At 65.0% G+C, this 16,320-nt stretch carries 19 protein-coding genes; 14 read left to right on the top strand and 5 right to left on the bottom strand.

The window, feature by feature from the left end:
- Window positions 1-17: 17 nt before the first annotated feature.
- On the top strand, window positions 18-926 hold the full coding sequence (locus tag ABD54_RS02745; protein WP_047867843.1) for a universal stress protein: 909 nt from the start codon (window positions 18-20) through the stop codon (window positions 924-926).
- A gap of 166 nt (window positions 927-1,092) precedes the next feature.
- A complete protein-coding gene (locus ABD54_RS02740; RefSeq protein WP_047867842.1) occupies window positions 1,093-2,019 on the top strand; it encodes a universal stress protein in 927 nt (308 codons plus the stop codon).
- 252 nt (window positions 2,020-2,271) lie between these two features.
- Here the strand turns inward: ABD54_RS02740 and ABD54_RS02735 are convergent, their stop codons facing one another.
- Complete coding sequence (locus ABD54_RS02735; RefSeq protein ID WP_047867841.1) at window positions 2,272-2,475, bottom strand: hypothetical protein; 204 nt, start codon at window positions 2,473-2,475, stop codon at window positions 2,272-2,274.
- Window positions 2,465-2,707 carry a winged helix-turn-helix domain-containing protein gene (locus tag ABD54_RS02730; protein ID WP_047867840.1) on the bottom strand — a complete coding sequence of 81 codons (243 nt, stop codon included), beginning with the start codon at window positions 2,705-2,707 and terminating at the stop codon, window positions 2,465-2,467. The genes ABD54_RS02735 and ABD54_RS02730 overlap by 11 nt, the downstream gene beginning before the upstream one ends.
- Before the next feature lie 157 nt (window positions 2,708-2,864).
- Between ABD54_RS02730 and ABD54_RS26920 the strand changes: the two genes are divergently transcribed.
- Together ABD54_RS26920 and ABD54_RS02725 are read left to right on the top strand one after the other, a co-directional pair.
- Window positions 2,865-3,209: a hypothetical protein gene (locus ABD54_RS26920; protein WP_235431945.1), complete on the top strand. Its 345-nt coding sequence runs from the start codon at window positions 2,865-2,867 to the stop codon at window positions 3,207-3,209.
- On the top strand, window positions 3,206-3,439 hold the full coding sequence (locus tag ABD54_RS02725) for a hypothetical protein (RefSeq protein WP_235431944.1): 234 nt from the start codon (window positions 3,206-3,208) through the stop codon (window positions 3,437-3,439). The genes ABD54_RS26920 and ABD54_RS02725 overlap by 4 nt, the downstream gene beginning before the upstream one ends.
- A gap of 319 nt (window positions 3,440-3,758) precedes the next feature.
- On the opposite strand, the gene ABD54_RS02720 is transcribed toward ABD54_RS02725, so the two are convergent.
- Together ABD54_RS02720 and ABD54_RS02715 are read right to left on the bottom strand one after the other, a co-directional pair.
- On the bottom strand, window positions 3,759-4,253 hold the full coding sequence (locus ABD54_RS02720) for a hypothetical protein (protein ID WP_047867839.1): 495 nt from the start codon (window positions 4,251-4,253) through the stop codon (window positions 3,759-3,761).
- A 567-nt stretch (window positions 4,254-4,820) separates the two neighbouring features.
- Window positions 4,821-5,078, bottom strand: coding sequence for a hypothetical protein (locus tag ABD54_RS02715; protein WP_047867850.1), 258 nt, complete (start codon window positions 5,076-5,078; stop codon window positions 4,821-4,823).
- A 447-nt stretch (window positions 5,079-5,525) separates the two neighbouring features.
- Between ABD54_RS02715 and ABD54_RS26915 the strand changes: the two genes are divergently transcribed.
- Complete coding sequence (locus ABD54_RS26915; protein WP_082166653.1) at window positions 5,526-8,357, top strand: NACHT domain-containing NTPase; 2,832 nt, start codon at window positions 5,526-5,528, stop codon at window positions 8,355-8,357.
- On the opposite strand, the gene ABD54_RS02710 is transcribed toward ABD54_RS26915, so the two are convergent.
- Complete coding sequence (locus ABD54_RS02710; protein WP_235431943.1) at window positions 8,329-8,796, bottom strand: NUDIX hydrolase; 468 nt, start codon at window positions 8,794-8,796, stop codon at window positions 8,329-8,331. The genes ABD54_RS26915 and ABD54_RS02710 overlap by 29 nt on opposite strands.
- 30 nt (window positions 8,797-8,826) lie before the next feature.
- Here ABD54_RS02710 and ABD54_RS02705 point away from each other — a divergent pair, with 30 nt between their 5' ends.
- The 9 genes from ABD54_RS02705 to ABD54_RS02660 all read left to right on the top strand — a co-directional run bounded on the left by ABD54_RS02705 (window position 8,827) and on the right by ABD54_RS02660 (window position 16,306).
- Entirely contained in the window at window positions 8,827-9,606 is a 780-nt protein-coding gene (locus tag ABD54_RS02705) for a GntR family transcriptional regulator (protein ID WP_047867837.1), read from the top strand.
- 538 nt (window positions 9,607-10,144) lie between these two features.
- Window positions 10,145-10,468, top strand: coding sequence for a hypothetical protein (locus ABD54_RS28755; RefSeq protein ID WP_231391571.1), 324 nt, complete (start codon window positions 10,145-10,147; stop codon window positions 10,466-10,468).
- Window positions 10,465-10,896, top strand: coding sequence for a hypothetical protein (locus tag ABD54_RS02695; protein ID WP_047867836.1), 432 nt, complete (start codon window positions 10,465-10,467; stop codon window positions 10,894-10,896). Before ABD54_RS28755 ends, ABD54_RS02695 begins: the two co-directional genes overlap by 4 nt.
- A gap of 226 nt (window positions 10,897-11,122) precedes the next feature.
- Window positions 11,123-11,863 carry a GntR family transcriptional regulator gene (locus tag ABD54_RS02690; RefSeq protein ID WP_017568165.1) on the top strand — a complete coding sequence of 247 codons (741 nt, stop codon included), beginning with the start codon at window positions 11,123-11,125 and terminating at the stop codon, window positions 11,861-11,863.
- A 116-nt stretch (window positions 11,864-11,979) separates the two neighbouring features.
- Complete coding sequence (locus ABD54_RS02685; RefSeq protein ID WP_047867835.1) at window positions 11,980-12,390, top strand: hypothetical protein; 411 nt, start codon at window positions 11,980-11,982, stop codon at window positions 12,388-12,390.
- A gap of 95 nt (window positions 12,391-12,485) precedes the next feature.
- Entirely contained in the window at window positions 12,486-12,740 is a 255-nt protein-coding gene (locus ABD54_RS02680; protein WP_047867834.1) for a hypothetical protein, read from the top strand.
- Complete coding sequence (locus tag ABD54_RS02675; protein WP_047867833.1) at window positions 12,737-14,158, top strand: FtsK/SpoIIIE domain-containing protein; 1,422 nt, start codon at window positions 12,737-12,739, stop codon at window positions 14,156-14,158. The genes ABD54_RS02680 and ABD54_RS02675 overlap by 4 nt, the downstream gene beginning before the upstream one ends.
- Window positions 14,159-14,414: 256 nt before the next feature.
- Window positions 14,415-16,100, top strand: a complete 1,686-nt coding sequence (locus ABD54_RS02665; protein ID WP_047867831.1) for a replication initiator — start codon at window positions 14,415-14,417, stop codon at window positions 16,098-16,100.
- Window positions 16,097-16,306, top strand: coding sequence for an AlpA family transcriptional regulator (locus ABD54_RS02660; protein ID WP_013156279.1), 210 nt, complete (start codon window positions 16,097-16,099; stop codon window positions 16,304-16,306). Before ABD54_RS02665 ends, ABD54_RS02660 begins: the two co-directional genes overlap by 4 nt.
- Window positions 16,307-16,320: the final 14 nt, after the last annotated feature.

Below are 16,320 nucleotides of genomic sequence, written 5' to 3'. Positions count from 1 at the left end.
GGGGGAAGGGGTCGGGGATGAACGCACAGGAACGCCCGCCCGCGGTCGTGGTCGGCGTGGACGGCACACCCGCCTCCAACGCCGCCCTGCTCTGGGCGACCGAGGAGGCGGCCAGACGCGGCACACAACTGCGCATCGTGCACGGCCTCGGGATGCCGGTGGTCATCGGCGCCTACGGGATCGCCGGGCGCACGGCCCTCGAGGACCAGCGGGAGGCGGGGCACGACCTGCTCACCGCGGGCGCCGCGTACGCGCACCGGGCCCGGCCCGGTCTGGACGTGGCGACCGTCCTGGCGCCGGAGGACGCGCCCGCGGTCCTGCTCAACGACGCCCTGCCCGAGGACGTCGTCGTGGTGGGGTCGCGGGGCCTGGGCGGGGTCCGGGCGATCATGCTGGGCTCGGTCGGCGTGCGCGCCTCCTCCCACGCGCCCTGTCCCGTGGTGGTCGTCCCCGACCGGGAGAAGCCGCCGCCGCGGCGCGGCCGCGTCGTGGTGGGCGTGGACGGGTCCGAGTCCTCCCGCCGGGCGCTGCGCTTCGCCCTCCACGAGGCTCTGTTGAGCGGCTCGGAGGTCGTGGTGGTCAACAGCTGGGAGGTGCCGCTGCCCGCGAACGCCGAGTCGCTGGCCGCAGACGCCCGGGCCCTGCACGAGGAGATGTTCGACCGCCAGTCGGAGGAGATCGTCGCGGGCCTGCTCGCGGAGGTGGTCGACGAGCGGACCGAGCACCTGGAGATCAGTGCGGTCAGGACGCAGGCCAACCCCGTGGACGCCCTTCTGGAGGCGGGTCGGGACGCGGACCTGCTGGTTGTGGGCTCGCGTGGACGCGGAGGCGTGCGGGGACTGGTGATGGGTTCGGTCAGCCAGGGGGTGCTGCGGCACGCGCCCGTGCCCGTGGCCGTCCTGCCGCCGCTGGCGGAGGACGGGTGACAGGCGGGGAGGGACGGACGAGCGGGGAGGGCGGCCTGAGGGAAGCGGGCGGCCCCGGGAGACCAGGCGGCCCCGGGAGACCAGGCGGCCCGTCTCGGAACCGTGCCGTTCCCGGGAACGGCCGCCCTCCTCGGCGATGATGGACAGCGTTACCAAGGGGGAAACCATGCCAAGCAACGAGGAGCACTCGCCCAGGGTCGTGGTCGGCGTCGACGGCTCCGACCACTCCCGGGCCGCGCTGGAGTGGGCGGCCGTCGAGGCGGAGCGCAGGGGCGTGCCGCTTCGTGCCGTCCACGCGCTGGGAATGCCGCTGATCGTGTCGGCCGGCTCCGTACCCGCCCGTTTCGACCCCACCGAGGAGATCTCGGACCAGGCCGACGAGGTGCTGACCAAGGCCGCGGAGCACGTGCGCCGCGTCCGGCCGTCGGTGACGGTGGAGACCGAGACCGCGCTGGAGGAGCCGCCGCTGGCTCTGCTGAGCCACAGCCGGACGCACGACGTGCTCGTGCTCGGCACACGGGGCCTGGGCACGTTCGCGTCGGTGTTCGTGGGCTCGGTGAGCGTCCGCGTGGCCGCCCAGGCGGCCTGCCCGGTCGTGGTGGTGCCCTCGCACGGGGGCCGCCCCGCGACTACCTCGCTCGGCCGGGTCGTGGTCGGCGTGGACGGTTCCAGGAACGCCCGCCGGGCGCTGCGCCTGGCCGTGGACCTGGTGCGGGAGAGCGGCGGCGAACTCGTCGTGGTCAACAGCTGGGAGGTGCCCTACCCCTACGACCCGATCGCGATGACCTCCATGGGCTACGAGCCCCAGGAGAAGCTGTTCGACCGCAAGTCCGAGGAGCTGGTGGGCGAGATGCTCTTCGAAGTCACCGGCAGGCGGCGCGAGGACCTCGACTTCGACGTCAGCGTGGTGCGCACCCAGGACAGCCCGGTCAACGCGCTGATGGGGGCCGCCGAGGGGGCCGACGCGATCGTGGTGGGGTCCCGGGGCCGGGGGAGCGTGCGCGGACTGCTCCTGGGCTCGGTCAGCCAGGGAGTGCTGCACCACTCCCAGATCCCGGTGGTGATCCTTCCGCACCACGCCGAGGAGGAGTAGCGAGCGTCCGGGGACCCCGTTCGGGCGTCCCCGGACGGGTTCAGGCGTTCCTGGCACCTCAGGCGCCTCTTGAGGCGTACTCCAGGCGGAACGGGTGCCCGGCGGGGGCGGCGTAGAAGTCCGCGAGCGCGTCGGGGTCGGGGTAGTCCAGGGCGATGGTGTGCGGTCGTCCGATCATGGCTTGCACCTGCCCGTCACCGTTGGAACGATGCGGCGACATGTCGACACGTCACCGGAGCGGTCGGGCGCCGGTCACCGCCCGTCGCAGGGCTTCCCCGGTCCGGTGCGGCCGCGGACGGCGAACCCCAGACAGACCAGCCAGGTGATGAGGGCGTCCCAGGCGAGGAAGGTCAGCCAGACACCCAGGTCGGGGCCCAGCGCGATCCACGCTGCGCTGCACGCGACGAGGGCGATGCTGAGGAGTAGGAACCAGGGGCGCGGCCGCTTAGGGCGCATGTCGTGGGGACTCCCGGACGGTGGACCCGATCCCCGGTTCGGTACGCGTCAGCCCCCGGTCGCGCAGCCCGGAGAGTGCCTTCTGCGCCGTCGCGGAGGCCACCTGGAACTCTTCCATGAGCCTGAGCACCGACGGGACGCGACTCCCGGGCGGGTACTCGCCCTCTCGGATGCGCCTCTCCAGTTCGTCCGCTATCTGCACCCATCTGGGCAGACCCTCACGCCAATCCATGTCAGGCACGCTAGGTACCCCCAGAACACCTAGCAATGCTGGCATGCCTAGCGTGCTATAGATGAGCTGGTCTATTATCAGGAATTGAACATGAAGCGGCCCGGTGGTGCGGCGAACACCCCCGGGCCCAGTCCACCTGGTGAAAGCAGGCAGACAAGTGCACATCGTAACGGCCCTGGTGGCCGTCCTCCTTCGTTGCCTACGTCCGGCACGGGGCCTCCACGCGGCACCGCGCGTCCTCGCCGGAGAACTGCGCGCCGAGGCCCGCAGGCGTCGCGCCTCCCGGGTGCGCCGCTACGCCGCCGACCCCGGCACGGTCGCGAGCGCACCGGCTTCCCCTCCGGTACCCGCTCCGCGCCCGGCACCCGACGACGCCCGGCGTGCCCCGCTGCCTCCGGTCGATCCGCCGGAATCCCTCGTACGCGGCTACTACCTGGCCCACGAGGCGCGGCGCCAGCCGGTGGGGGACCTTCTGACGGGTCCGGGGGTGCTCGTCTCGTGAGTGTGCCGATTCCGCCGGACCGCCTCGGGCCCGCACCCGGACCCGACACCGCCACGGACCTGTACGACACCTTGTCCGAGGCACTCCGGACGCGACCGCGTCACGCCGGTGAGGCCTACGCGGCGCTGCACGAGGCCGATCGATTGCTGTGGCTGCTGGACACCCACCTGCGCGCAGGCGGGCCGCTGCCCGAGCCGGGGCGCACGGCAGGCGGTCGCCGCGAACGGTAGCGGCCGGGCCCGAGGAAGAGCACCTGCGGCTGACAAGGGCTGCTCAGCGGACTGACAGAAGGGCTGAAGGCCCTTGGTCCCGCGGGGTTACGGGATACGAACCCACGAAACCCTGCTGTACCGAGGGCCTTAACCATCTGTCGACAAAACGACGAATCTGCTGGTGGATGGGTGCGTGGACACGGTGGCGGTCGTCATTCCGGCGACGACATGGCGGAGTGAGCCGCGCCCTCGCTGGCGCGGTCGGCCTGTTGCCTGTGCCCCCGCCGGTACCAACGGACGCTCCCGACGGCGGTGCAGACCGCCGCTGCGGTGCCGTCTACGGCTCAGGCCAGAACTGCGCCAGGTACTGCTCGCGACCTTCGAGGTCGCGCTTGGCGGCGACGAAGCCCGGTCCGCGTATGTCTTCGAACCTCTCGAAGAGAGCCATGTAGGCCTCGCTGACCAGGCGGCGGTTGCGGTGCGCGATCCGAATCCGGTAGCGGCCCGGTGCGGGGAGGGTAAGCAGGTCGTGCTGCGCTCCGTACGTCAGCTCGCTGACACCGATCACGCCGCTGGGGAAGGTGATGACGGTGGTGTGGTCGGCTTCCCACTCCCCGCCCAGGGTGGGAGGTTCGGATCGCCAGGACTCCAGGTCGAGGCGGACGCGAAGGTTGGTCTGGAAGCTGCGGAAGAACACGGAGCGCTCACCAACGCTGAAGTCGTCGTGTCCGGGCAAGGGGGCGTCCGGCTCGTCCTGTGCGCAGTCGATGATCTGGAAGACCCCGTAGTCGGGGTAGACGAGTGCGTAACGCGTGGATAGAGGGCGGTTCACAGCGCTCTCCCGTCCCTGTAGGGGGCATAGGGCACCGAGAGTAGGCTCTGCTGCCGTCAGAACGCCTTGTGAACCCCGCTCATGAGATAGCTGCGTATGCTCCCCGCTCCCGCTGTCCGTTTCCGCTCACACAACGCCTGGACGGGCTCCGACTCCTGAAACGACGAGGGCCGGTGGGCTCGGGCCATGTCATGGCCCGAGCCCACCGGCCCGCTTACTGCGGAGGGTGTGGGATTTGAACCCACGAAGTCCCGTTGTGCCGAGGGGACTTGGCGACCTGTCGACAAACCGACGAAACGCCTTGTGACCTGCGCGGATGTTCCGAGGGCTTCTCAGCGCTTCCGGCCCTTTCCCGGAGCCATGTGCGATGAATGTGCGATGCGGCGGAGCGTGCTCTTGCGGTCCTGGCTGCACACGCGGATGGCGGTGACGTCCTTAGCTTGGGAAGCCGAGCACGCCTCTGCTGGCTGACCTCGCGCCTCTCCTACTCACGCTGATGTGGGCTGTCTGACCGTGGTTCCCCATGGTTCCCCGGCGTTGCCTGCTCCGTGTGGCACGGAACCGGGACTACTGCTCGGTTCGCATGGAGGGTCGGAAGACGTCGGCGTGGAGCATGGAGAGGTAGACCCATGGTGGCTTACCGTCTTCCCGTATTCGGGCGACGACGGCGCTCGTCTCGGTTTCGATGGCCGGGTAGTCCTCGGGTTCGGCTCGTGGCTGTGGGGAGTCGATGACAACCCCGTCCACTGACGCGCCGATGTATTCGTGACCGATGATCTGGACCAGGACTCCCCACGGCTCGTGGCTCGTGACCTTGACCTGCACGAGGTCTCCTGGGGACAGGCCGGGCGTTCGACTGCTGGGGAAGCTGTCCGGCTCCGTGACCACTCGTGCTGTCCTTCCAATAGCCCGGTTCGGTGGGACCTGTCCGGCCCACTTGATGAACCAGCTATACACCCCGGCCACAGCGGAGGGTCACCACGGTTTCGGGCCGAGGTGCCCGGTAGCGCTGGTGCCGACCGCGCAAGACAGTCGTACTCCGCTACCGGGTGCCTCGGGATCTGAGCACGTCATCAACCGATTTCATCCGAACGGCAACCGTTCGTCTGCGGGCCGCGTCATGATGCCAAGTAGTACGGCCGTTGGCCGCGCTCGGGACCGGGCGTCAGCCCGCAGCCCGAGCGGCGGCCGGAGGCCGCTGCGACGGCGCTTGCGCCGTCGCCTTGATCCTATACAGACTAATTCGGCAAAAAAGGGACGTGATGAAAATTGATGGAGCTGATTCCTTCCATAGCGAAGACTGTGATGTCTGTGGCACCAACTGTTGGAAAGAAAGTCCTTACTAAAAATAAATTCAACAGTGTCGCAAACCAAGCCCAGGAGACGCTATCTGTTGGTGACCTTGAGTCTTTTTTCGGGGACCTAGAGCAAGAAGAAATAGGGCAGATAAGTAATTTTATCAACTCTCCCCAGTTTGAGTCGATTGCCCTCCAGTGTCTTGTCAATAACATCAATGGCAACAAGGAGGGTGTTAATTTCGAAATCAGAGATCAGATTAGAAAAAGTCTGAATATCGAAGGGTTGCTTCGTCCCGAGAACCGGATGCAGGCGACGGATTTCATACAAGCTGCGCTGCAGCAAGCTTGTTTTGCCGCGCGGGTTCAGATGCCTACCATTGATAGTCCGTGGGCCCTAAAAAGCGCAGCTGCGATATCTGCTGCTGGGGTGAGGAATAGTGAAATCCTTTCCAGGCTGGAAAATATTCATGAGATAAAGTTGTTTGCATCTAAAATGCGTCGACAAGTAGCGGCGCAGCACGGAAAAGTGCGCATGGCGAGTGCTGTGAGAAATTCGCGATCAGTGAGCTTTGATGATCTCTATGTTCCCCCTTCGTTCGCGAAGCCTGATAAGGAACAGATAATTCCACTTCAGGAGGTCCTTGACGGTAACAGAAACGTCGTTATTGTAGGTGATCCAGGGGCGGGGAAATCCACCCTTTCCAATAAGCTTGCGCACGATATAGTTAAAGGGAAAATTAAAGGGTTCGAAGGTCAGTTTCCCATACTGCTAATAGTGAGGAACCATACAGATGGATTGAGAAAGGGTTACGATAAAATCACAGACTACCTAGAGGCCACATGTCGTAACCCTTATGGTATTGACCCCCCGGAGGGAGCTATGGATTACCTTCTTTCAAGTGGGGCTGCCACTGTGATAATCGATGGCGTTGACGAGTTGGGAGAGGCTCGCCATAGAGAAATTTTCCGAGACAGCGTCGAATCTTTTAGGAGCCTGTACCCATTGGCTCGAATAATTGTAACTTCGAGAATAGTGGGGTATTCGGAAGCTGCTTTGGACGAAGAGTACTTCCCTGTGGTTAGAATCAGAAGTTTTGATGTGCCACAGGTCGAATCCTACGTAAAAAAATGGTTCAAGATTACTACTGATGGTGGAGCACAGGAAGCAAGAGATAAGACAGTTTCTTTTATGGCAGAAAGCGAGGATGCGGCCGAAGAGCTTAGAGAGAATCCGTTGCTCCTCTCGTTGCTGTGTGCGCTTTATACATCGACTGGCTTCATCCCTGGGAAAAAAGCAGAGATCTATGAAAAATGCGCTGAGCTTCTATTTGAAACTTGGGATCGCTCTCGGGGGATAAGCGTTCCTTTTAGGTGGCATTCTTATATTCGATCGGCAGTTCAGAAGCTTGCATGGAGGGTTTTGACTGATGAAAGAGGCAGGCAGGCATTTCCCAAGAGTGAAATGAGAGATTTTCTTGCCCTGGATGTTCTTTCTGGGAAGTATGAGAGTGAAGATGATGCTGCCCAAGCTGCAGAAGAGTTCCTCGATTTTTGTGCTGGCCGTGCATGGGTACTGACCGATCTAGGAGTCGATACAATCGAGCCTCAATACGGTTTTGTTCATCGGACTTTTTTGGAGTACTTTGCATCTCTTCAGCTCGTAAAAAACAACCCTACTCCAGAATCTGTTTGGGAACAGATCCTTCCTTATGTTGATGATGGTTCTAGGCAGGTAGTGAACCAGCTTGCTGTTCAGAGGCTGGAGATTTCTTGCGAAGGTGGTTCTGACAGGTTCCTTGAAATTCTAATGTCTCACTATGATGGACTGCCTTTTGGTGGGGAAGAGTCTATTTCACTTCTTGTTCTAGCGATTGAGTGCCTAGAAGTGGTTCTTCCTAATTACTCTATTGTGCGTCGGATATCCCGAGCTGCTGTCCGACTCGCATGCAGCGTTTCCTTCAAGCAGCGTTTTCTCGACGTGGGAAACCGTTCTGACTTGGCTCGCAATATTGATAATCTTGATATTCCTCTGACTAGAATCCTGGAAATGCGTAGACCAGAAGCTGAAAGACAACTAATTGAGTACATTTGCCATGAAATTGAAGACCTAGTAGAAAGCGGCCAGAGTTCACAAGGGGCGGAAGCTGTTATTTATGGGGTCCTGAATTTTTGGGAAGGTGAGGACGGTCATCTGGGATCTCGTATTTACCAAGGCTTCGAGCGCTTTTACCCAGGGGCCTTGGAAATTTCAGATCATGTGCAAGGCTTTCTTAGAAACCCCTCTGCGGAAGAACTTCGAAATTCTGGCATCTCGGTTCTCTATCAGGATTTCTATTTCTCTAGCGTTTACTTTTCTTCGACATATTCCATGCTTATGCGGTATTTTGGTGGCCTCCTCATTGATCGCCAAAAGGGAGAGAGGGATCACCTGATTTCTCTCATCGAAAGTCGCCTCGATGGCCAGTATGACTCTTTGATTGAATTTATCCGTGACATGAATGGCGGCCTGGGGAATTTCAGGGAAGTGTTTTCAACTCAGTCCCAGTTCAGCATACTTAGGGACAACTATTTTGGGACCCTCTCGCCGAGGGCACGAGCTGCCGCGTTGTTGATATTGTTCCCGGTGATTTCTCTTGGTGTCCGAAAGATGAACTTGGGTGGGGTCTTTTCTATTCTTGCATCTGCTCCTGTGGTCGATTCCAATCGCTCTAAGGCCATTGATATTATTAATGAATGGGATCTTCCTGCTGAGGCTCATGATCAATTGGTGTATTGGGTCAATTATGGTGCTTTCTCGTCTCGTTGAGATGTGTGCCATTATGATCTCGCACTTGCGGGGGGTTCGAATTGAGTGCGTCGAGTAGGCGGATTGCGTAAATCTCGCTCATGTCTTTTTTGATTTCGTTGGGAGTGAGCCATTCGACAGCGGTTGCCTCGCTCGTGGGGTGTTCCTTGCCGCAGAATGGCTTGCAGCGGAAGACAAGTGCGACGATTCCGCGGGCCATGTTCTTGTAGACGCCCGTGAGCTGTTCTACCTCGACGCGGATGCCGGTCTCCTCCAGGACCTCGCGGACGACTCCCTCCTGCGGGGTCTCGTCCAACTCCAGCACGCCGCCCGGTGGTTCCCAGTTGCCGTTGTCCCTGCGCTTGATCACCAGCATCCGCCCGTCCTCGCGGATGACGGCCCCCGCTACGGACACGGAGTGCAGCGGCGTTGACGGCTTGTCTCCGGTGCTGTTACTCATGTGCAGGAGCATAGGAGGAACAGAAGGACTATGGCGAGCACTGTAGGGGCGCGGTCCGCGAAGCCCCGGTACCTCCAGATCGCGGACGACATCGAAGAGCAGATCAGAGCGGGACGTCTGGCTCCCGCTGAGGAGATCCCGAGTGAGACCGCGCTGATGGAGCGCTACGGCGTCTCCTCGGGCACGGTTCGCAAGGCCGTGGCCCAGCTCCGCACGACCGGTCTGGTGGAGACCTACCAAGGCAAGGGCTCCTTCGTGAAGTCCCGGCCCCCGGTCACCCGCAAGTCCTCCGACCGCTTCCGGCGCTCACACCGCCGTGCGGGCAAGGCGGCCTACATCGCCGAGACCGAACAGGCCGGGGTCAAGCCCACCGTTCAGGTCCTCTCCATCGGGCCCGTTCCCGCTCCCGCCGAGATCGCTGAGCGCTTGGGCGTGGACGAGGGCGACAAGGTGCTTGCCCGCCGTCGCCTCTACTTCAGCGACGGCACCCCCACCGAGGAAGCGACTTCCTATCTGCCGTGGGACGTGGCGAGGGACATCCCCGAACTCTTCGAGGAGAACCCCGGCGGCGGTGGCATCTACGCTCGCCTGGAGGAACACGGGCACGAGTTCGCCGAGTACACCGAGACCGTGCGGGCGCGCCTGGCCACCAAGCAGGAGGCGAGCGCACTGAGCCTGAGTCCCGGCTCCGCGATCATCCACCTGACACGCAACGCCGTGACGACGGTCGGCCGTGTGGTGGAGGTGTGCGACACGATCATGGCCGCCGACCAGTTCGTGCTCGACTACCGCATCCCCGCCACGGACTGAGGCACCCGATTCCTGTCTCCTCGGGCAAGCTTCTGTGCTCACAGGGTTGACTCATGTACATGAGTGAGGCAACCTAATCTCACAACCCATATACATGAGTGCATGTGACGGGCTCATGTATAGGGGATGTTCTGTAGTCCGTTGGTGTGAGCGGCGTGCTGGCCACCTGGTGAAGCGGCGCGCCACATGTCCCCCTGGAGCGTGCTTGGTGGATGCCGCCGTCTCTGAATCGAAGCGGTGCAGGTCCTGTCGTGGACGCGGACGCAAAACCGTCCGCTCTCGGCGCTTGGTAGTGCTGCGCTCCTCGACCACACGGGAACCGGCGACACGCGTCGTGGCGTGCACCGCGTGCCGGGGGACCGGTACGGACTCCTGACACACAAGGGCGGAGAAGGCTCCTGCCGGATGGCTACCGGTCACCGGAGCAACCGCCTACAGACAACTGACCCCCGCGACGCGGGCTAGGCATCCGGGGGCGCGGCCAACCTGAGGAAAGCAGGCTGACGTGAGCGACCTTATCGCCCTGATTCGGGCTTGGGTGACTCTGATTCGACCGAAACGACACGGCAGGCACCACCGCACCGGCCCCCGGGCCTACTACCTGCCCGCACCCGCGCGGGCGGAGCTGTGGCCCGCACCGGACCCCATCGTGATGGACACGGGCGACCCCCGCGCCTACTCCCTCCAACGCGGCCCCTACGCCCACCTGGAGCACCGGCGCCGCGCGCAGCGGGCCGAACGGGACCGGCGGGGGATCGACCTGCTGGTGCAGATCGCGCGTTCGACTCCCGCCCTCGACGACATGGCCGAGTTGCGTGACCTGGTGCGCACGGCCATCGCGGTCGGGGCGGTGCGGCGATGACCACCGAACCCTCTGCGCCGATCGCCGACCGGGAGACCCTGACCGCCTGGGCGCGGGAACAGGGCGTGCGGGTTCGGATCTCCTCCGAGGACTGGGACTCCATCACCTACGAAGCCCTCTCCACCGGCCCGGACGGAACCCCTCTGGTGGAGCGGTACCGGTGCGTGCTGCCCGCGTCCCTGGCGCTGCGACGTCTGCGGCTGAGCTACGTCGTCGGGCTCTGCCACGACGCGGGCGGGGCGGCGTGCAACCATGTCCGCCGGGTCGTGCCTCCGGTGCTCTCGGCCTCCGAGTCGGCCGCCCGGCATGACGTGGCGCTGGTCGCGGCGGCGCTGGTGGAGTCCGAGCGCCGGGCGGTGTGCGGGGCGACGGTGGACAACCTGACCGTGTACACCGTGCAGCGCGCCCAGGACTGGCAACCCTTCTGAGGGTCCTTCCTCCGACGCTTCTGTGACCCCCGCGTGCCCTGATGTCTCTTCGAGACCACGGGGCCCAGGGCACGCGGGTCCCTTCTTCGCGGCGACGTGCACGCCTGGGGTGTGCTTCCCGCCGTGTCCTCTGACCAGTGGTGGGGGTTCATATGTGCCCCCACCTGCTGACAGAGACGACCGAGAACAGTAAGCTACTCGACCATACGAGTACTAGAGTCACCAGGTGGACATCATGTCGAGTCTGGAGTTCGCTCCGCCCAAGTACGTGCAGATCGTGCGGGCGATCCAAGAACGCATCGAGGACGGTACCTATCCGGTGGGGGAGATGCTTCCCTCCGAGTCGCGGATGGTGCGCGAGTTCGGGGCCGGGCGCTCCACGGTCGTGCGGGCCTTGCAGATTTTGAGCATGCAGGGGTGGATCGACCGCGAACACGGACGAGGGTCCTTCGTGCGCGGCGTCCCGCAACAGGGCTCCGAACGCTCCCACGCGGGGGCCAGTGCCTTCGACGCCTCCGAGGAGGCCAAGCGCAACCGCATCCTGACCGCCGGACGCGCCCCGGCCTCCGCTGCCGTGGCCGAGGCGATCGGTGTGCCCGAGGGCTCCCCGGCGATCATGCGTCAACGGCTGGTCCTGGACGAGGGCGAACCGAGTGAGCTGGTCACCCTGTGGTTCCCCCTGGACGTGGCCGAGGGAACCGACCTGGGCGAGACGCAGCCGATCAGCATCGGCGCACGCGAACACGTGCAGATGGTCAAGCAGCTCCGGCCCTCCAAGGTCGTCGAACGGCTCTGCGCACGCCTGGCCACCAGCGTTGAACGCGAACCCCTGGGGCTGGACGAGGGCACTCCGGTCCTGGGCATCACCGCGCGGATACTCGATGCCTCCGGGGACGTGATCGCCGTCGCTGAGGTGGTGCTCCCCGGTGACCTGCACGAACTGGAGGACTCCTACCCGGCCGTGTAGACGCGGCTCCAAGACCGGCCACATATCCACTTGTCCGGACGAGTGTGGCCGGTTATTCTTAGGCTCCACTCGACCGGTCAAGTAGTTGAGTGAACATCACAAGGAAGGTTGTTCAGATGGCTATTCAGGGTGCGTTGCCGGTGGCGTTCGGGACGGTGTTCCCGCACGGTGCGTTCGCGTTGGGGGTGGAGGCGATCACCGACTTCGAGACCAAGCGGCCCCAGCTCGACAAGGACAGCGGGTTGCCGTTGTGGGCGGTGGACGTGATCGACGCCGACCCCGAGGCGCGGGGCAAGGCCAAGTCGGTGAAGGTCAAGGTCGCCGCCGAGGTGTGCCCGACCCTGCCGGACGAGGTTCCGGGGTTGCCGTTCCGGCCGATCGAGTTCGAGGCGATGGCGGTCATGCCCTACGTGGACGACTCCGGTCGTCGTCCCCGGGTGGCGTACTCGCTGCGCGCCCGTGGCGTGAAGGCTCCCGGCGGTGCCGCTGGCGGTCGTCGCGCTCCTGCGGCCAAGGATGCCGCCTGACCCCCATGTAAGCGGGGCGGCCTGGTGCTCCAACACCTAGCCGCCCCTACAACCCTCCCGGAAGCTTCCCAACTTTCAGAAGAGGTGTCTTCAGTATGTCCGATTACCCCCGTGACCTGTCCGGGCACAGCGGTCCGGAACTGGTCCGTCTGCTGCTGGACGCGACCAACCCCCCGCCCGCCACTGACGTTGAGCGTGCGGAGTTCTTCGACTTCAAGGCCCGGGTGTTCGCCACGATCGCGGACCGGGAGGAGAACCCCACCGCCGCGACCTTCGCCGCCCGTGCTCGCTCCGACCGTGACCGGCTCCTGGCCCAGATCGAGAACGAGAACGGCGGTGGCCAGCGATGATGCGCCAACCCAAGATCGGTTCCGCTCAGTCCTCCCCGACCCTGCCCACCCCGGCCCAGGGGGTGCGCTGGACGACACCGATCGTGGAAACCCCCGGCATCGTCGTCCTGGCCTCGTGGATCTGGCGGCTGGTCCGCTTCCTTCTCACCCTGCCGTTCCGGTTCCCCGTCATGGTCGCCTGCCTGGCCTCGTCGGCGGGGGCCTGGTGGTGGTTCGACTGGCCCGGCCTCGCCTGCCTGTGGGGCGCCGCTGCCGTGGTGTCCCTGGTGTGGTGGCGGACCTGGCCCGGCTCCTATCGCACCTGTGTCACCCTGCGTCTGCTGGCGTGGTGGCGGCACCTGTTCGTGTACAAGAGGCACTGGCAGCCGGTGTTGGTGATCTCCGGGCTGGCCGAGTCCTACCAGGAACGCCGCTACCTGCCTCGTATTCGCCGTGTGCGGTGCAACTCCTGGGCCGACTACGTGCGCGTCTCCCTCGTCGCTGGTACCTCTCCGGCCGACTTCGAGCACCGCGTCACCGAGCTGGCGCACGGGTTCGCCGCCCCCTCCTGCCGGGTGGTGGTCAACGGCCCCCGGGACATCACCTTGGAGTTCCCCCGCCGCGACACCTTGGCCCAACCCCTGGACGCACTGCCCGTCCCCGACTCCCCGGATCTGGACGCGCTCCCGGTCGGACAGCGCGAAGACGGTTCCCCGTGGCTGCTGCGGTTGCACGGAACCCACGTGCTCGTGGTCGGGGTGACCGGGGCCGGCAAAGGCTCGGTGATCTGGTCCACCATCCGCGCCATGCTCCCCGCCCTGGCGGACGGCACCGCGCAGGTGTGGGCGATCGACCCCAAGCGCATGGAGCTGGCCTACGGCCGCGACCTGTTCACACGCTACGCGGACACCGGCGAATCCGCGGTGGCACTGCTCGAAAAGGCAGTAGCGCAGATGCAGGAGCGCGCCGAACGCTACGCGGGCAAACAGCGCTCCCACGTGGCCACGGTCGATGACCCGTTCGTGGTGGTGCTGCTCGATGAGGTGGCGTTCCTGACCGCCTACCACCCGGATCGGGACGTGCGCCGTCGCGCGGAGAACGCGATCGCCACGCTGACCTCGCAGGGGCGTTCGGTCGGCTTCGCGGTCCTGGCGGCGTTGCAGGACCCGCGCAAGGAGGTCATGAACCTGCGCAACCTCTTCCCGGACAAGGTCGCCCTGCGCCTGGACGAGGCGTCCCAGGTGGACATGGTCCTTGGCGAGGGAGCACGCGAACGCGGGGCGGAAGCCCACCTGATCGACCCCGCTCTTCCCGGGGTGGCCTACGTCCGCCTGGAAGGCTTCCCGGCCCCGGTGCGAGTGCGGGCCGCCTACGTCTCGGACGAGGACATCACCGCCATGGCCGAGGGCTACGGCGTGGGTTCTTGGAAGGCCGAGTGATGAGCAAGGTATTCGCGTCGGGCCTCGATGTAGACACGCCTTTCCTGAACCACTCGGACTGTGCTGACTATGGCCCAGAGCGCCGCTATGACCAGGGCACCCGGCCGTCCGACCATGTACAGAGCGTGGACGCCCAGGAAGACCAGGATGATATTCGCGGCAAGGAGAACTGCCCACACGGTGAGAGGCCACTTGCGTGGTGGTTGGGGTTCCATGCGGTGGGGGCCTTCCGCTCTGTGGTTGTGGGGGTGGGCTGATGCCGACGCCTACCGGTAAGACAACCCGGGCCGAACGCCTCGCGCAACCGCTCGCGCGTGAGGTGGCCGAACAGGTCGCCGCCGACCACGGCTTGTGCATCCGCCCCGTGTCCCTTCGACGCATGAACATCGCCACCGGTGCCACCGAGGTGATCGACGTTCCGTGCGGGTCCACCCTGGAATCGCGGTGTCCTGCCTGTGCCAAGAGGAAGCGCAGCCTTCGCCGTTCCCAGTGTGAAGAGGGCTGGCACCTGACCGCCGAACCCGTGGTGGAACCCGATCCGCCCACCGAACAGCAATGGGCCTGGGTGGAACAGCGCGCGATGGTCACCGCTGAGCGGGATCGTCTCGCCGCCACGGGATCAGCCTCGGCCGAGGAACTGTCCGCGCTGGATGCGGCGATCGCGGACCTGGACGAGGAGATCACCGCCTCCGGCCTTCGGGGTTCAGTCACCCGCTCCGCTTCGTCCTCGTCGGGGTCGCGGCGGGTGCGCTCGACCAAGCGGCGTCAGGACGTGCCCGACCTGCCCAAGCGACCCATGACGAGGAAGACGGTCGGGCGGGCCTACACCGATCCTGCCTCGGGGAAGGTGTTCCGTCCGTCGCTGTTCATCACGCTGACGTTGGACTCCTACGGGCGGGTGCGCTCGGACGGAACCCCGGTCGACCCCTCGACGTATGACTACCGGCGTGCGGCTCGGGACACGTTGCACTTCTCCAAGCTGGTGGATCGGTTCGTGCAGAACCTTCGCCGGGTCGCGGGGTTCGATGTGCAGTACTTCGCGGCCGTGGAGCCCCAACGGCGTCTGGCTCCGCATCTGCACATGGCCACCCGTGGCACGATTCCCCGGGCGGAGCTGCGCCAGATCGCTGCCGCGACCTACCACCAGGTGTGGTGGCCTGCCGCCGACCGCGTTGTCTTCGAGGGTGACCACCTGCCCGTGTGGGACGAGGACGCGGGGACCTACCTCGACCCCACCACCGGGGAAGTGCTGCCCACGTGGGATGAGGCGCTGGACGCCCTCGATGACGACCCAGACGCGGAACCCTTCCACGTGGTGCGGTTCGGGAAACAGGTGGACGCCAAGGGAGTCGTGGCGGGCTCGGAGGATGCGTCTCGGTGTGTGCGTTACCTGGCCAAGTACCTGACCAAGGACATCGCCGACTGCCACCAGGTGGAGACCATCCGGCAGGAACAGCACGTGGACCGGCTCTTGGAAGCGCTGCGCTTCGAGCCGTGCTCGCCCCGGTGCTCGAACTGGCTGCGCTACGGCATCCAGCCGGACGAGGCCAAGGCCGGACAGCGCCCCGGGTTCTGCCGGTCCAAGGCCCACCGTCGCGAACACCTGGGCTACGCGGGCCGCCGCGTCCTGGTCTCGCGCAAGTGGTCGGGCAAGACCCTGGCCGATCACAAGGCGGACCGGCTCGCCTGGGTCCTGGGCGCCCTCGGCGTCGATCCCGCCAACGAGGACCGGGGCGACGAGGACAACCCGCGTCCCCCGGTACTGACTTCGGTCGCCTCGGGCTCCTTCGAGTGGGAACTGGCCAGACCCACCGACCCCGACGTGGCCCCTCGGGAGCAACGCCTCCTCCGGGCCGTAGGCGAAGCACTCAAACGCCGCGCGCAGCTCGACGCGGCACGGCGGAACGATCTTTCGGCAATCCACGGAAGCAGGACGGCATGAGTGCGACGACGGCGACCCCGGCCGTTCCGGAACAGCGTCGGGACCACGGCCTGTGGTCGGTCAAGGACACGGCCTCCTTCCTGCGCGTGCCGCCCAAGACGCTCTACGAGTGGCGCTACAGGGGCGACGGTCCGCCCTCCCACCGCGTCGGCCGGTACGTGCGCTACGTGCCCGCCGAGGTCCACGCCTGGGTCCTGGCCCAGTAACCCACGGAAAGGAG

Origin of the sequence: Nocardiopsis sp. RV163, from assembly GCF_001029525.1 — a bacterium.
Lineage (GTDB): Bacteria > Actinomycetota > Actinomycetes > Streptosporangiales > Streptosporangiaceae > Nocardiopsis > Nocardiopsis dassonvillei.
The sequence above is the reverse complement of the archived record's forward strand: the minus strand, read 5'-3'. Positions and strand labels throughout refer to the sequence as shown.

Excerpts from the sequence above, each read along its gene's own strand:
- ABD54_RS02680 (WP_047867834.1), top strand. The coding sequence starts at position 12,486 with ATGTCCGATTACCCCCGTGACCTGTCCGGGCACAGCGGTCCGGAACTG.
- ABD54_RS02660 (WP_013156279.1), top strand. The coding sequence starts at position 16,097 with ATGAGTGCGACGACGGCGACCCCGGCCGTTCCGGAACAGCGTCGGGAC.
- ABD54_RS02730 (WP_047867840.1), bottom strand. The coding sequence starts at position 2,707 with ATGGATTGGCGTGAGGGTCTGCCCAGATGGGTGCAGATAGCGGACGAA.
- ABD54_RS02740 (WP_047867842.1), top strand. The coding sequence starts at position 1,093 with ATGCCAAGCAACGAGGAGCACTCGCCCAGGGTCGTGGTCGGCGTCGAC.
- ABD54_RS02665 (WP_047867831.1), top strand. The coding sequence starts at position 14,415 with ATGCCGACGCCTACCGGTAAGACAACCCGGGCCGAACGCCTCGCGCAA.
- ABD54_RS02710 (WP_235431943.1), bottom strand. The coding sequence starts at position 8,796 with ATGAGTAACAGCACCGGAGACAAGCCGTCAACGCCGCTGCACTCCGTG.
- ABD54_RS02705 (WP_047867837.1), top strand. The coding sequence starts at position 8,827 with ATGGCGAGCACTGTAGGGGCGCGGTCCGCGAAGCCCCGGTACCTCCAG.
- ABD54_RS02695 (WP_047867836.1), top strand. The coding sequence starts at position 10,465 with ATGACCACCGAACCCTCTGCGCCGATCGCCGACCGGGAGACCCTGACC.
- ABD54_RS02685 (WP_047867835.1), top strand. The coding sequence starts at position 11,980 with ATGGCTATTCAGGGTGCGTTGCCGGTGGCGTTCGGGACGGTGTTCCCG.
- ABD54_RS02735 (WP_047867841.1), bottom strand. The coding sequence starts at position 2,475 with ATGCGCCCTAAGCGGCCGCGCCCCTGGTTCCTACTCCTCAGCATCGCC.
- ABD54_RS02675 (WP_047867833.1), top strand. The coding sequence starts at position 12,737 with ATGATGCGCCAACCCAAGATCGGTTCCGCTCAGTCCTCCCCGACCCTG.
- ABD54_RS02745 (WP_047867843.1), top strand. The coding sequence starts at position 18 with ATGAACGCACAGGAACGCCCGCCCGCGGTCGTGGTCGGCGTGGACGGC.
- ABD54_RS26915 (WP_082166653.1), top strand. The coding sequence starts at position 5,526 with ATGGAGCTGATTCCTTCCATAGCGAAGACTGTGATGTCTGTGGCACCA.